This window comes from Pseudomonas sp. C8002 (assembly GCF_013385765.1).
GTDB lineage: Bacteria > Pseudomonadota > Gammaproteobacteria > Pseudomonadales > Pseudomonadaceae > Aquipseudomonas.
In genome coordinates, this window is the sequence record NZ_JACAPJ010000015.1 from 23958 (window position 1) to 36783 (window position 12826).

Annotated in this window: 11 protein-coding genes; all 11 read right to left on the minus strand. The window is 60.1% G+C overall.

What is annotated here, in order from left to right; translation table 11 throughout:
* Positions 1-40: 40 nt before the first annotated feature.
* The 11 genes from HX814_RS21310 to ffh all read right to left on the minus strand — a co-directional run bounded on the left by HX814_RS21310 (position 41) and on the right by ffh (position 12728).
* Positions 41-3622, minus strand: coding sequence for a transporter substrate-binding domain-containing protein (locus tag HX814_RS21310; RefSeq protein WP_177008144.1), 3582 nt, complete (start codon positions 3620-3622; stop codon positions 41-43).
* Between the two features lie 109 nt (positions 3623-3731).
* The gene (thrC, locus tag HX814_RS21315; protein ID WP_003209579.1) at positions 3732-5141 is read right to left on the minus strand and encodes a threonine synthase; all 1410 of its coding nucleotides are present in this window, start codon (positions 5139-5141) and stop codon (positions 3732-3734) included.
* A gap of 67 nt (positions 5142-5208) precedes the next feature.
* Entirely contained in the window at positions 5209-6513 is a 1305-nt protein-coding gene (locus HX814_RS21320) for a homoserine dehydrogenase (protein ID WP_003209580.1), read from the minus strand.
* A 126-nt stretch (positions 6514-6639) separates the two neighbouring features.
* Complete coding sequence (gene dsbC / locus HX814_RS21325) at positions 6640-7371, minus strand: bifunctional protein-disulfide isomerase/oxidoreductase DsbC (protein WP_003209582.1); 732 nt, start codon at positions 7369-7371, stop codon at positions 6640-6642.
* Between the two features lie 154 nt (positions 7372-7525).
* Positions 7526-8422 (minus strand): site-specific tyrosine recombinase XerD, encoded by an 897-nt coding sequence (xerD, locus tag HX814_RS21330; RefSeq protein ID WP_177008145.1) that lies wholly within the window; start codon positions 8420-8422, stop codon positions 7526-7528.
* 237 nt (positions 8423-8659) lie between these two features.
* Positions 8660-9073 (minus strand): acyl-CoA thioesterase, encoded by a 414-nt coding sequence (locus HX814_RS21335; protein ID WP_016977715.1) that lies wholly within the window; start codon positions 9071-9073, stop codon positions 8660-8662.
* An 84-nt stretch (positions 9074-9157) separates the two neighbouring features.
* Positions 9158-9508, minus strand: coding sequence for a 50S ribosomal protein L19 (gene rplS / locus HX814_RS21340; protein ID WP_003175895.1), 351 nt, complete (start codon positions 9506-9508; stop codon positions 9158-9160).
* 45 nt (positions 9509-9553) lie between these two features.
* Complete coding sequence (gene trmD, locus HX814_RS21345) at positions 9554-10264, minus strand: tRNA (guanosine(37)-N1)-methyltransferase TrmD (protein WP_236260845.1); 711 nt, start codon at positions 10262-10264, stop codon at positions 9554-9556.
* Positions 10265-10307: 43 nt separating this feature from the next.
* Positions 10308-10844 (minus strand): ribosome maturation factor RimM, encoded by a 537-nt coding sequence (rimM, locus tag HX814_RS21350; RefSeq protein ID WP_003175898.1) that lies wholly within the window; start codon positions 10842-10844, stop codon positions 10308-10310.
* A gap of 5 nt (positions 10845-10849) precedes the next feature.
* Complete coding sequence (rpsP, locus tag HX814_RS21355; protein WP_003209587.1) at positions 10850-11101, minus strand: 30S ribosomal protein S16; 252 nt, start codon at positions 11099-11101, stop codon at positions 10850-10852.
* Between the two features lie 250 nt (positions 11102-11351).
* Positions 11352-12728: a signal recognition particle protein gene (ffh, locus tag HX814_RS21360; protein ID WP_003209589.1), complete on the minus strand. Its 1377-nt coding sequence runs from the start codon at positions 12726-12728 to the stop codon at positions 11352-11354.
* Between the last annotated feature and the right edge of the window lie 98 nt (positions 12729-12826).

The window sequence follows — 12826 nt, forward strand, 5'->3', positions numbered from 1 at the left end:
AGACTAATAAAAACCCCGCGCCTTCCCCATAGGACATGTCTTATTCGGACGGGTCCAGATAAGCCTCAAGCTCGACCTGGAATTCGATCAATGCTTCGCGCAGCGCTAACCAATGCATTTCAATCTCAGCGTTGCGCTGCTCCCGAATACACCCTTCCAGCGCCACACAGGCCTTGGCCAGCGGCAACGCATCCACCAGGCAGCATATGCCCTTCAGGCGGTGCAGCGAGGCGGCCAGCCGGACCTGGTCGTGGTCCGCCATGGCGGAGGCCATCAGGTTATGCTCCTGCTCAAGGCTCCTCGCCAACTCCTGCAGCATCCGCTGCAAAACCGGTCCGTCGGCCTGGGTCATGGTGCGCAGGGTCTGGATGCTGAAAGAGCGTGCAGGCACGACGCGGGCGAACACACGCGTCCAGTGCTCAAGGGTCACGGGCTTGACCAGCAGTTCATCCATTCCCGCCTCCCGGCAGCGCTGCTGTTCATCATCCAGGGCATTCGCCGTGCAACCCACCAGCGCCAGGCGTGGCCGTCGCTCCTGGGCTTCCAGCCGGCGGATGGCCTCACTCAAGGCATAGCCGGACATGCCCGGCATATTGCAATCGGTGACCAGGACGTCAAACACCTCATGATGCCAACGCTGCAAGGCCGCTTCGGCCGAGTCGACGGCCACTACTTGATGACCCAGGAACTGCAACTGCTGAACCAGCACCAGCCGATTGGCCGGCAGGTCATCCACCACCAACACCGACAGGTTGCGGCCGGCCACCAGCAGCGGTACACCCGCAGATGCTGGCACGTCGTCACTGCTGACCCGATCCAGGTACAGGTCGATGCACACCACCGTGCCCTCTCCCACCACGCTGCTCAGGGTGATGCTGCCTCCCATCAATTCCACCAGTTGCTGGCAGATGCTCAAGCCCAGTCCCGTGCCGCCGTGCTCGGCAGCCGTCCGCGCGCTGACCTGGATAAACGGCTTGAACACTCGCGCCTGCTGCTCGACGCCAATGCCCGGCCCGCTGTCCTCCACACACAGCTGCAAATATTCGGCCCCCGCCGGGTCAAGCTTGCGCGCAACACTGACCCGAACCTCGCCGCGCGAGGTGAACTTGAGCGCGTTGCCCAACAGGTTATGGATAACCTGACGCAGGCGCAGCGGGTCGAACCAGTAATACCCTTGCGCGCTCGGGTCGAATGCCAGGGTCAGGTGAAGGCCCTTTTTCTGCGCCATGGGTTCGAACAAGCGCTGTATGCCCTCGAAGAAACCTTTCAAGTCAGTGGCCTGCGGCGCCAGTTGCAGATGACCGGCTTCAATCTTGGCCAGGTCCAGGCTGTCACCCATCAGGGCAATCAACTCACGCGCCGAGCGATGGGCCACTCGCAGGGCTTCAGACACTGGCTTGCCTTCAGCCAGGGCACGCTCCTGCTCCAGCTCGAGCAGACCGATAATGGCGGTCATCGGCGTGCGAATCTCGTGGCTCAGGGTCGAGAGAAACGCGCTTTTTGCGTAGTTCGCTTCGTCAGCGGCCTGCCGCGCATCCATCAGCTGGAGCTCCAGGACCTTGCGCTCGTTGATATCGACCCAGCCACCGAGCAAACCCTGGAGCTGGCCCTTGGCGTCGAAGAACGGCACCGTCCACTGATACACATGAAACGCCCCGCCATTGAACTCCAGCTGCCGGTCGACGAACAGCGACTGCTGGCTCGCCAATTGCTCCATGTGGCCGGCATGCAGGCGCGCGGCCGTAGCGTCAGGCATCAGCCCGCTTTCCATCAGCGTCAGGCCCTGGATCTGCTCGCGCCGGGTGTTCAACTGTTGTTCATAGCTGGTGTTGCAGGTCACCAGGCGTCCTTCCAGATCACGCACAAATACCGGGTTGGGCATGCCGTCCAGCAGCGCGCGCTTGAACGCCAACTGGTCGTTGAGCCGCTGCTCGGCCTGGAGGCGCTGGCGAATCTGGCGCTTGAGCCGGCTGTTCCAGGCCAGGGACACCAGCACAAACAGCAGCGCCATGGCGACCGTCCAGTAGGCCCATGGCGGCACCCGCTGCCAGGCCGGCACCGGGACGGGTACGCTACCCAGCCAACGCAAACGCAGGGCGCTCAATTCCGCGACCGGCAGCGCTTCCAGCGCCTTGTTCAAAATGCTCAGCAGTTCCGGTTGATCCTTGCGCACCGACAGGCTGTTGGCCGACCACTTGCCCTCGACACTGCGGCCGATGCGCAACTCATCGGCCGGGTAACTCTGCACCTCCACTTCACTCTGGATAGTCGCCGCCGCGCGACCCTGCGTTACCAGCTCACGGGCCTGGACGTAGTTATCCACCGATTGCAGCTTGATCCCGGGGTGCTCGCGACGAATATATCCCTCCAGGACATGGCGTGCCGGCAGCGCCAGCACCTTGCCTGAAAGCTCGCTCAAACTGGCCACTGGCGGTGCGTCAGCGCGCTGGATAAACACCCAGCCTGAGCCCCCGAACCCATGGCTGAAATCGAGAAAGGCCTTGCGCTCCTGATTTTCGGCCAGGGTGGTGTTCATGTCCGCCCTGCCCGTTTCCAGCAACCCCAGGGTCTGTGCCGTGGAGGACACTTCCTCCATCACGAACTGCAGGCCGGTCATGCGTGAAATGCGGTTGAGCAAGTCCACATTCAGCCCCACCCACTGGCCGTCCTTGTCCTTGAATACATAGGGAGACAGTTGCTGGGACGCCACCACCACATGCGGATGCTGAAGTACCCAGGCCCGCTCCGGGGCCGACAAGGCGATGCGCTCGGCGGCAATGCCCACCCCCAGTCCGGTGGTCCAGCGCGCAAGGATCTCCCGCCGCACAGACTCATCAATACTCGCCAGCGCCCGGTCCATCAGCGTCCCCAACAGCGGGTCGGCCTCCCGCGTGGCAAAGGCAAAGCCGATGGGCGCCAGCCGGCTTTCCACCTTGATCTGCAAGCCCAGGTAGGGCCGTAGCGATTTATAGGCGCGCACGATCACTTCGTTGCCGATAAACGCATCGGCATCACCTTGCTTCAGCGCTTCGAGGCCACTGTAGAGATTCGGTGCCAGCATGATGTGGCTGCCGGGATACGCCTGATGGACGTTCTTGACGTTGGCGTAACCGTCCAGCAACACCAGCTTCTTGTCCTTGAGGTCCTTGTTCTGGGTGCTGTCATCCCGGCGCACGACCACCACCGAGCGGTCCGGCATGTAGTCTTCGGTAAAGCGCAACCCCGACACATCACGCTCGTAACCGTTGGCACTGGTGAGAATATCGATGGCGCCGCTCCGCAGGGCCTCCACCGCCTGCGCCCGCTCGGCAAAACCCAGGACCTGCATCGGTGCATGCAGACGCGCGCCGACCAGGCTCAGGTAATCGGCGCTGATGCCCTGGTAGCGATTGCGGTCGCGGGTGATATCGATCGGCTGATAGTCATCAATCGAGATACCCACCCTCAACGGCCGATGCGCCGCCAGCCATTGCTGCTCGCTGGCCGTCAGGGGCATGGGCTCCAGGGCAATGAACGCCGGCACCAGCTTGAACGGCAGGCTGACAGCCGCGAGGCTTGCCGAACCATGGCCAAGCAGCAGCACACATGCCAGCCACGCGTGTGCTCGGGTCGATAAATACACCGGTTGGGTTTCCTTGATTATTCTTGTTGGTCGCCGCGCAAGTATGGCTCGCCAGAATGAAAAAGCCCGTCACGAAGACGGGCTTGATCCACCACGCAAAGCCGTTGGATCAGAGTGGCTTGCCGCGATTGCCATGCTGGCTGACAAACGCCTGCACCGCTTTCAGGTCATTGGCCAATACCGTGCAACGCTCTTCACGCTCAAACAGGTCGGTGAGGTGCGGCGGCAATTCCAACGCCTTGCCAACCCCGGCCTTCTCTACCGCTTCCGGGAATTTGACCGGGTGCGCGGTGCCGAGAATCACCATCGGGATGTCCAGGCTGCGGCGGCATTCGCGCGCGGCCTTGACGCCAATGGCGGTGTGCGGGTCCAGCAGCTCGCCGGTCTGGGCGTAGACTTCAGCGATGGTCTCGCAGGTTTCTGCGTCGTCCACCGCCAGGGAGTCGAACAGCTTGCGGGTTTCGGTCCAGCGCTCCTGCTCGACGCTGAAACCGCCACCTTGCTTGAAGCTGTCCATCAGGCCGGCCAGGGCAGCACCGTTGCGACCGTGCATGTCGAACAGCAGGCGTTCGAAGTTCGACGAGACCATGATGTCCATCGACGGCGACAGTGTGGCGTGCAGGGTTTCCTTGACGTACTGGTTGCCGCTCATGAAGCGGTGCAGGATGTCGTTGCGGTTGGTGGCGACGATCAGCTGGTTGATCGGCAGGCCCATGTTGCGTGCCAGGTAACCGGCGAAGATATCGCCGAAGTTGCCGGTTGGCACCGAGAACGACACCGAACGCGCCGGGCCGCCCAACTGCAGGGAAGCATGGAAGTAGTAGACGATCTGGGCCATGATCCGCGCCCAGTTGATCGAGTTCACCGCCACCAGGCGCGTGCCCTTGAGGAAGCTCTGGTCGGCGAAGCTGGCCTTGACCATTTCCTGGCAGTCATCGAAGTTGCCTTCGATGGCGATGTTGTGGATGTTCTCGCCGAAGATCGTGGTCATCTGCCGACGCTGCACTTCCGACACGCGGTTGTGCGGGTGCAGGATGAAGATGTCGACGTTTTCGCAGTGCTTGCAGCCTTCAATCGCCGCCGAGCCGGTATCACCGGAAGTAGCGCCGATGATCACCACGCGCTCACCGCGTTTTTCCAGCACGTAGTCCAGCAGGCGACCCAGCAGTTGCAGGGCGAAATCCTTGAACGCCAGGGTTGGGCCGTGGAACAGCTCCAGGACCCATTCGTTGCCGTTCAGTTGACGCAACGGGGCGATGGCGCTGTGGGAAAACACGCCGTAGGTTTCTTCTAGGATCTTCTTGAAATCCGCATCCGGGATGCTGCCGGTGACGAACGGGCGCATGACCCGGAACGCCAGCTCGTGGTACGGCAGGCCGGCCCACGAAGCGATTTCTTCCTGGGTGAAGCGTGGCAGGTTTTCGGGCACGTACAGGCCGCCGTCAGTGGCCAGACCGGCCAGCAGAACGTCTTCGAAATTCAGGGCCGGTGCCTGGCCGCGGGTGCTGATATAACGCATGACTGGCTCCTCTAGAGCATGCTTGAACAAGGGCCGCCGAACGCGTGGGGCCCTTGCCGCAAAACGATTAGTTCAGGTGTTCGACGCGAATCCGCACCACCGGCCCAACCACGCCCTGCAACGCTTCAAGCGCGGCGATGGCGTCGTTGATGTGCTGCTCCAGCACACGGTGAGTCAGCAGGATCATGGGCACCAGGCCGTCTTGTTCTTCGACTTCCTTCTGCATGATCGATTCAATGTTGATGCCGCGCTCCGACAGGATGCTGGCCACCTGAGCGAGCACGCCCGGATGATCCTTGGCCTGGATGCGCAGGTAGTAGGCACTTTCGCAGGCTTCGATCGGCAGGATCGGGTGGGCCGACAGCGAATCCGGCTGGAAGGCCAGGTGCGGTACGCGGTTTTCCGGGTCGCTGGTCATGGCACGCACCACGTCCACCAGGTCGGCGATCACAGACGAAGCGGTCGGCTCCATGCCGGCGCCGGCGCCGTAGAACAGGGTGGAACCGGCAGCGTCACCGTTGACCATCACGGCGTTCATCACGCCATTGACGTTGGCGATCAGGCGGTCGGCCGGGATCAGTGTCGGGTGCACACGCAGCTCGATACCGGCCGGGGTGCTGCGCGCCACACCGAGGTGCTTGATGCGGTAGCCCAGGGCTTCGGCGTAGTTCACGTCGGCGGTGGTCAGCTTGGTGATGCCTTCGGTGTAGGCCTTGTCGAACTGCAGCGGGATACCAAAGGCGATGGACGCCAGGATGGTCAGCTTGTGGGCAGCGTCGATGCCTTCCACGTCGAAGGTCGGATCGGCTTCGGCGTAACCCAGGGCCTGGGCTTCGGCCAGCACGTCTTCGAAGGTACGGCCCTTCTCGCGCATTTCGGTGAGGATGAAGTTACCGGTGCCGTTGATGATGCCGGCCACCCAGTTGATACGGTTGGCGGACAGGCCTTCACGGATCGCCTTGATCACCGGGATGCCACCGGCCACGGCGGCTTCGAACGCCACGATCACGCCCTTCTCGCGGGCCTTGGCGAAGATTTCGTTACCGTGCACGGCAATCAGCGCCTTGTTGGCAGTGACCACATGCTTGCCGTTTTCGATGGCCTTGAGCACCAGCTCGCGGGCCACGGTGTAGCCGCCTACCAGCTCGATGACGATATCGATTTCAGGGTTGGTGGCGACTTCGAAGACATCGTTGGTAATCGCAATACCGGTCGTTTGGAACTGAGGCTTTGGCGTACGCGTGGCAATTTGTGCCACTTCAATCCCACGCCCTGCACGGCGGGAAATTTCTTCAGCGTTACGCTGAAGTACGTTGAAGGTGCCGCCACCGACGGTCCCTAACCCACAGATGCCTACTTTGACCGGTTTCACTGAAGAACTCCCCATGAAACGGCCGACTCAAGGTCGGCCGTGAAAACAGCCGCACAACTGCGGCTCTCTATTAATGACCCGCCGAACTGTCGGCGGATCATGATCGTCAAGGCTCGACGATAATGCTTACTTTGCGTTCAGTGCCAGTTTGGCAACTTGCGGCGCAGGCTGGTAGCCCGGAATCACCTGGCCGTCAGCCAAAACGATGGCCGGCGTACCGTTCACACCAATCGACTGGCCGAGGGCGAACTGCTTGGAAACCGGGTTGGCGCACTTGGCGGCCTTGATTTCCTTGCCATCGACCATCTTGTCCATGGCCGCTTTCTTGTCGGCCGAACACCAGACGGCTTGCAACTGCTCGTCACCCGGCGAACCCAGGCCCTGGCGCGGGAACGCCACGTAGCGCACTTCAACGCCGAGCTTGTTCAGCTCAGGCACTTCGGCATGCAGCTTGTGGCAGTACGGGCAGGTGGTGTCGGTGAACACGGTGATGTGGGTCTTGGTTTCGCCGATGGCCGGGTAAACCACGGTTTCAGCCACCGGAATACCGTTGATCAGCTTGGACACGCCCAGGCGCTCGGCTTTCTCGGTGAGGTTCACCGGCTTGCCGTCTTTGAGCTGGAACAGGTAGCCCTGGACGATGTACTGGCCATCGGCACTGGCGTACAGCACGCGGCTGCCCTTGAGCTTGACTTCGTACAGGCCGGCCATCGGGCTGGCGTTGATGCTTTCAATCGGGGTGTCGAGCTGGAGGGCTTCCAGGCTCTTGCGGATTGTCTTCTCTGCGGCGTCGTCGGCGACGGCAAAGGTTGAGACCAACGCAATGGCTGCGATGGCAAAAATCTGGGTCAAGCGCATGGGAACTCCTGAAGGCAGATGCAGGGACGGGAGCAGGAACACCGATCTTCAAACACGGGTTTGGGCCGTCCCCTTTGCGAACCGGCAAAGCCTACCACAGTTGGGCCGCAGGGCAGCCAGTCGCGGGGAAATTGGGCTTTTTCCGAAGTATTTTTCATCCACGGGGATGGTGCTTGGCGTGCATCTCCTGCAAACGTGCCCGCGCCACGTGAGTGTAGATCTGGGTGGTGGATAAGTCGCTGTGGCCCAGGAGCATTTGAACCACGCGCAAATCCGCGCCGTGGTTGAGCAAATGCGTGGCGAACGCGTGGCGCAGGGTGTGGGGCGACAGCGACTTGCCGATGCCGGCAACCTTGGCCTGGTGCTTGATGCGATGCCAGAAGGTCTGGCGGGTCATCTGTTCGCCGCGCTGGCTGGGAAACAGTACATCGCTGGGCCGACCGTTGAGCAACTCGGCTCGGGCGTCGCGCATGTAGCGTTCGATCCACACGATCGCCTCTTCGCCCATGGGCACCAGGCGCTCCTTGCTGCCCTTGCCCATTACGCGCAATACGCCCTGGCGCAGGTTGACCTGTTCCAGGGTCAGGCTGATCAGCTCGGTGACGCGCAGGCCGCAGGCATACAGCACTTCCAGCATGGCACGGTCGCGCTGGCCGATGGCTTCGCTCAGGTCGGGGGCTGCGAGCAGGGCTTCGACGTCGGCTTCCGACAGGGATTTGGGCAGTGGCCGGCCCAACTGTGGCATGTCGATTTGCAGGGTTGGGTCGATGGCGATCAGCTTTTCCCGCAGCAGGTAGCGATAGAAGCCACGCACGCCTGAGAGAAAACGCGCAGTAGAGCGAGGCTTGTAGTTTTGCTCCAGGCGCCAGGCCAGGTGGTCGAGAATCAGCTCACGACCGGCGTCGAGCAGCTCGAGGTTTTTCTCCTGCAGCCAGCCATTGAACAACGCGAGGTCGCTGCGGTAAGCCTGGCGGGTGTTGTCCGACAGGCCTTTTTCCAGCCAGAGGGCGTCGAGGAAGCGATCTATCTGCGGGTGGTCGATGGCGGGCATGAGGGCTCAAGCAGGGAAAATGGCGATGTCGGGTAGATCCTATCGCAGCACAGGCCGCTACACATCAATGAAAGCGGGCAAATAATCTGTGGCGAGGGAGCTTGCTCCCGCTGGGGCGCGAAGCGGCCCTGATTGACCATTGAGGTCCAACAGAAATATTTCTATTGCAGGTTTCAGGGCCGCTGCGCAGCCCAACGGGAGCAAGCTCCCTCGCCACAAAAGCGACTCGATTCAGGATCAGTCGGCAAACCCTGGCAGCACGGGCACCGGTCGTTTGTCAGCATCAATCGCGACAAAACTGAACACACCCTGGATGGCCTTTTCTCGTCCGTCAGCGCTCATGCTTTCGACAAACACTTCCACCTCGACCTTGAGGCTGGTGTTGCCCACCTTGATCACCCGTCCGATCAATTCAACGATGGAGCCCGCCGGTATCGCGTGATTGAAATCGATACGGTCGGTGGAGACCGTTACAAGCGGCAAGCGGCAGAAACGCGTCGCCGTAATGAACGACACTTCGTCCATCCATGCCAGTGCGGTGCCGCCGAACAGCGTGTTGTGATGGTTGGTAGTCGGTGGAAAAACGGCTTTGGTCACATGGGTAACGGAAAGGTCAGTACGACGCTGAATTTCTTCGAGGCGAGTAGTCATGAATAAGTACCGGGGAAATGGACAAATTTCAGGCAACAAAAAAGCAGCCCGTAGGCTGCTTTTTTCTGCATCGGGAAGCTGGACTTAAGCCAGTTTTTCCTTGATGCGAGCTGCTTTACCGGACAGGTCACGCAGGTAGTACAGCTTGGCTTTACGTACGTCACCGCGACGTTTAACGGCCATGCTGTCGATTTGCGGGCTGTAGGTCTGGAAAGTACGCTCTACGCCAACACCGTTGGAGATTTTACGAACAGTGAAAGCACTGTTCACACCACGGTTACGCTTGGCAATTACCACGCCTTCGAACGCTTGCAGACGCGAACGGTCGCCTTCCTTCACTTTCACCTGAACGACAATGGTGTCGCCCGGGGCAAAGGTAGGGATCTCTTTGGTCATCTGCTCTGCTTCGAGTGCAAGGATGATTTTGTTAGTCATGCTGTGCTCCTAAGGTAAGTCGTCGGACCTACCATCGATACGTTGTTAACTATCGTCCCGCCCGAGGATGTATTCCTCGAGCAGCTTCTTCTCTTCTCCAGAAAGCGAGCGGCTTTCCAGAAGATCGGCGCGTCGTTCATAGGTCCGCCCGAGGGACTGCTGTAAACGCCAACGCCGGATGTGTGCGTGATTGCCACTTAGCAATACGTCGGGAACACGCTGATCCGCATACACCTCCGGTCGGGTGTAGTGCGGGCAATCCAGCAAACCATCCGTGAAGGAATCTTCCTCCGCGGAGTCCGCATGCCCTAAAGCTCCAGGCAGCAGTCGTGTAACCGCATCTATCAGGACCATCGCCGGCAGCTCGCCGCCAGACAGGACATAGTCCCCAATCGACCACTCTTCATCGACATGAGCATCAATAAACCGCTCGTCAATGCCTTCATAGCGACCGGCAATCAGGATTAATGCTTCCAGATTCGCCAACTCGCGTACCGCCGACTGATTCAGCTGACGGCCTTGAGGGGACAGGTAAATTACCTTCGCCTTCTCCCCGGCGGCTGCCTTGGCCTGAACCAACGCATCTTCCAGGGGCTTGATCTTCATCACCATGCCCGGACCACCGCCAAATGGGCGATCGTCCACAGTGTGATGTCGATCCGTCGTGTAGTCTCGCGGGTTCCAACAGGTGAGCTGCAAGAGCCCCTGTTTCACCGCCCGACTGGTGATGCCGTACTCGCTGATGGCGGAAAACATCTCGGGAAACAAACTGATCACTTCAACGCGCAGGTTAGCCACGTTAGAAGTCCGCGTCCCATTCCACCTTCATCTCGCCCGCTGCCAGGTCGACGGCCAACACGCATTGCTCGGTATAGGGCAACAGGCGTTCGCGATCATCCAGGCTGCCAGCGCAAGGCTTGACCACCATTACATCATTGGCGCCGGTTTCCAGAAGATGATCGATTTTCCCGAGCAATTGCCCAAGTTGATCAATGACCTTCAGACCTTCCAGCTGGTACCAGTAGTACTCGCCGTCGGTCAATTCAGGGAACAGGTTGCGCGGCACGCAGATCTCATAACCGGCCAGAAGACGAGCTTCTTCACGATCATCAAGACCCTTGAGCTTTGCGACCAGGAACTTGTCGCTCCCGCGTCCACTGACCAGCTCTACCTGTTTCACACTACCTTCGCGCTTGAGCGTCCAGGTCTTGTACTGCAACAGGTTTTCAGTCGGATCAGTAAAGGAATACACCTTCACTTCGCCGCGAACGCCATGAACAGAATAAATCTTGCCGATAACGATCAAATCATCAGCAACCGCTGGCGTCGCGTTCATATTGCTCAGGCCGCAGCCTTAGATGCATCCTTCAACAACTGAGCAACGCGCTCAGAAGGTTGTGCACCAACGCTCAGCCAGTAGGCTACGCGCTCTTGGTTCACGGACAGACGGACTTCTTGACCACGAGCGATCGGGTTGAAGAAGCCAACTTGTTCCTTGTGAGAGCCGTCACGTGGGTTGCGGCTGTCAGTTACGGTCAAGTGGTAAAACGGGCGCTTTTTGGAGCCGCCAAGGGCAAGACGGATTGTTAGCATGTGAACATCGTTCCTGTAGTCGGTGCTGCAAATCTAAATGCACAGCGGGCATAGGTGCCCGAAAGGCCGCATATTCTAAGGAATATCCGGACTTTTGCAAATGTCTTTTTCTGGCGCCTATCAGCGTGCCATTCAGATCTGCTATAGAGCCGTCGGTTAAAACGGCAAGTCAGCTCCCGCCAATGGCGGGTTTGCTGGAGATCCCGCATCCCTGCGGGTCGGAGCAGAAGCGAACTTCTGCTCGAATTCTTTACATTTTCGGCATGCCGCCGCCGGGCAACATACCGCCCATGCCGCGCATCATCTTGGCCATCCCGCCTTTTGCGGAGAATTTCTTCATCATCTTCTGCATCTGCTTGTGCTGCTTGATCAAGCGACCGATGTCCTGCACCTGGGTGCCGGAACCCATGGCGATCCGACGTTTGCGCGAACCGCTGATCAGCTCAGGGTCGCGGCGCTCGGCCGGGGTCATGGAATTGATGATGGCTTCCATCTGCTTGAATTGCTTCTCTGCCGCGCCCTGGGCATTGCCCATTTGCGCCAGGTTCACGCCGCCGATGTTCGGCAGCTTGTCCATCAGGCCGCCGAGGCCGCCCATGTTCTTCATCTGTTGCAGCTGGTCGCGGAAGTCTTCGAGGTCGAAGCCCTTGCCCTTCTTCAGCTTTTTAGCCAGCTTGTCGGCCTTGTCCTTGTCGAGGGTCGCTTCCGCTTGCTCGATCAGGCTGAGCACGTCGCCCATGCCGAGGATACGCGAGGCGATCCGCTCAGGGTGGAACGGCTCGAGCGCTTCGCTCTTCTCGCCCATACCGATGAACTTGATCGGCTTGCCGGTAATGGCGCGTACCGACAAGGCGGCACCGCCACGGGCATCGCCGTCGACCTTGGTCAGGATCACACCGGTCAGCGGCAGTGCATCACCAAAGGCCTTGGCGGTATTGGCCGCATCCTGGCCGGTCATGGCATCGACCACGAACAGGGTTTCTACCGGGTTGATCGCGGCATGCAGCGCCTTGATCTCGCCCATCATCTCTTCGTCGATGTGCAGGCGACCGGCGGTATCGACGATGACCACGTCGATGAATTTCAGCTTGGCTTCTTTAATAGCCGCCTGGGCAATATCGACCGGCTTCTGGCTCAGGTCGGACGGGAAGAAGGTCACGCCCACTTCGCCCGCGAGCATTTCCAGCTGTTTAATAGCCGCCGGGCGGTAAACGTCGGCAGACACCACCATCACCGACTTCTTCTTGCGCTCTTTAAGGAAGCGCGCCAGTTTGCCGGCGGTGGTGGTCTTGCCCGCACCTTGCAGACCGGCCATCAGCACAACGGCTGGCGGCACGGCGCTGAGGTTCAAATCTTCGTTGGCCGCGCCCATCAGGCTTTCGAGTTCGGCCTGGACGATCTTCACAAAGGCCTGGCCCGGCGTCAGGCTGCGGGACACTTCGGTGCCGACCGCGCGCTCTTTGACCGAGTTGACGAAGTCCTTCACCACCGGCAAGGCGACGTCGGCTTCCAGCAACGCCATGCGCACTTCACGCAGGGTGTCTTTAATATTGTCCTCGGTCAGCTTGGCCTTGCCGGTGACATGGCGCAGCGTCTGCGAGAGACGGTCAGTCAGATTTTCAAACATGCGCGATCCTTTCAGGCCCTATTCATCGAAATGCATTGTTAGACCGAGGTAATGGCGGCCCAGGCTGTGGTAAATCGCTATTAAAAACAGCGCTCGGC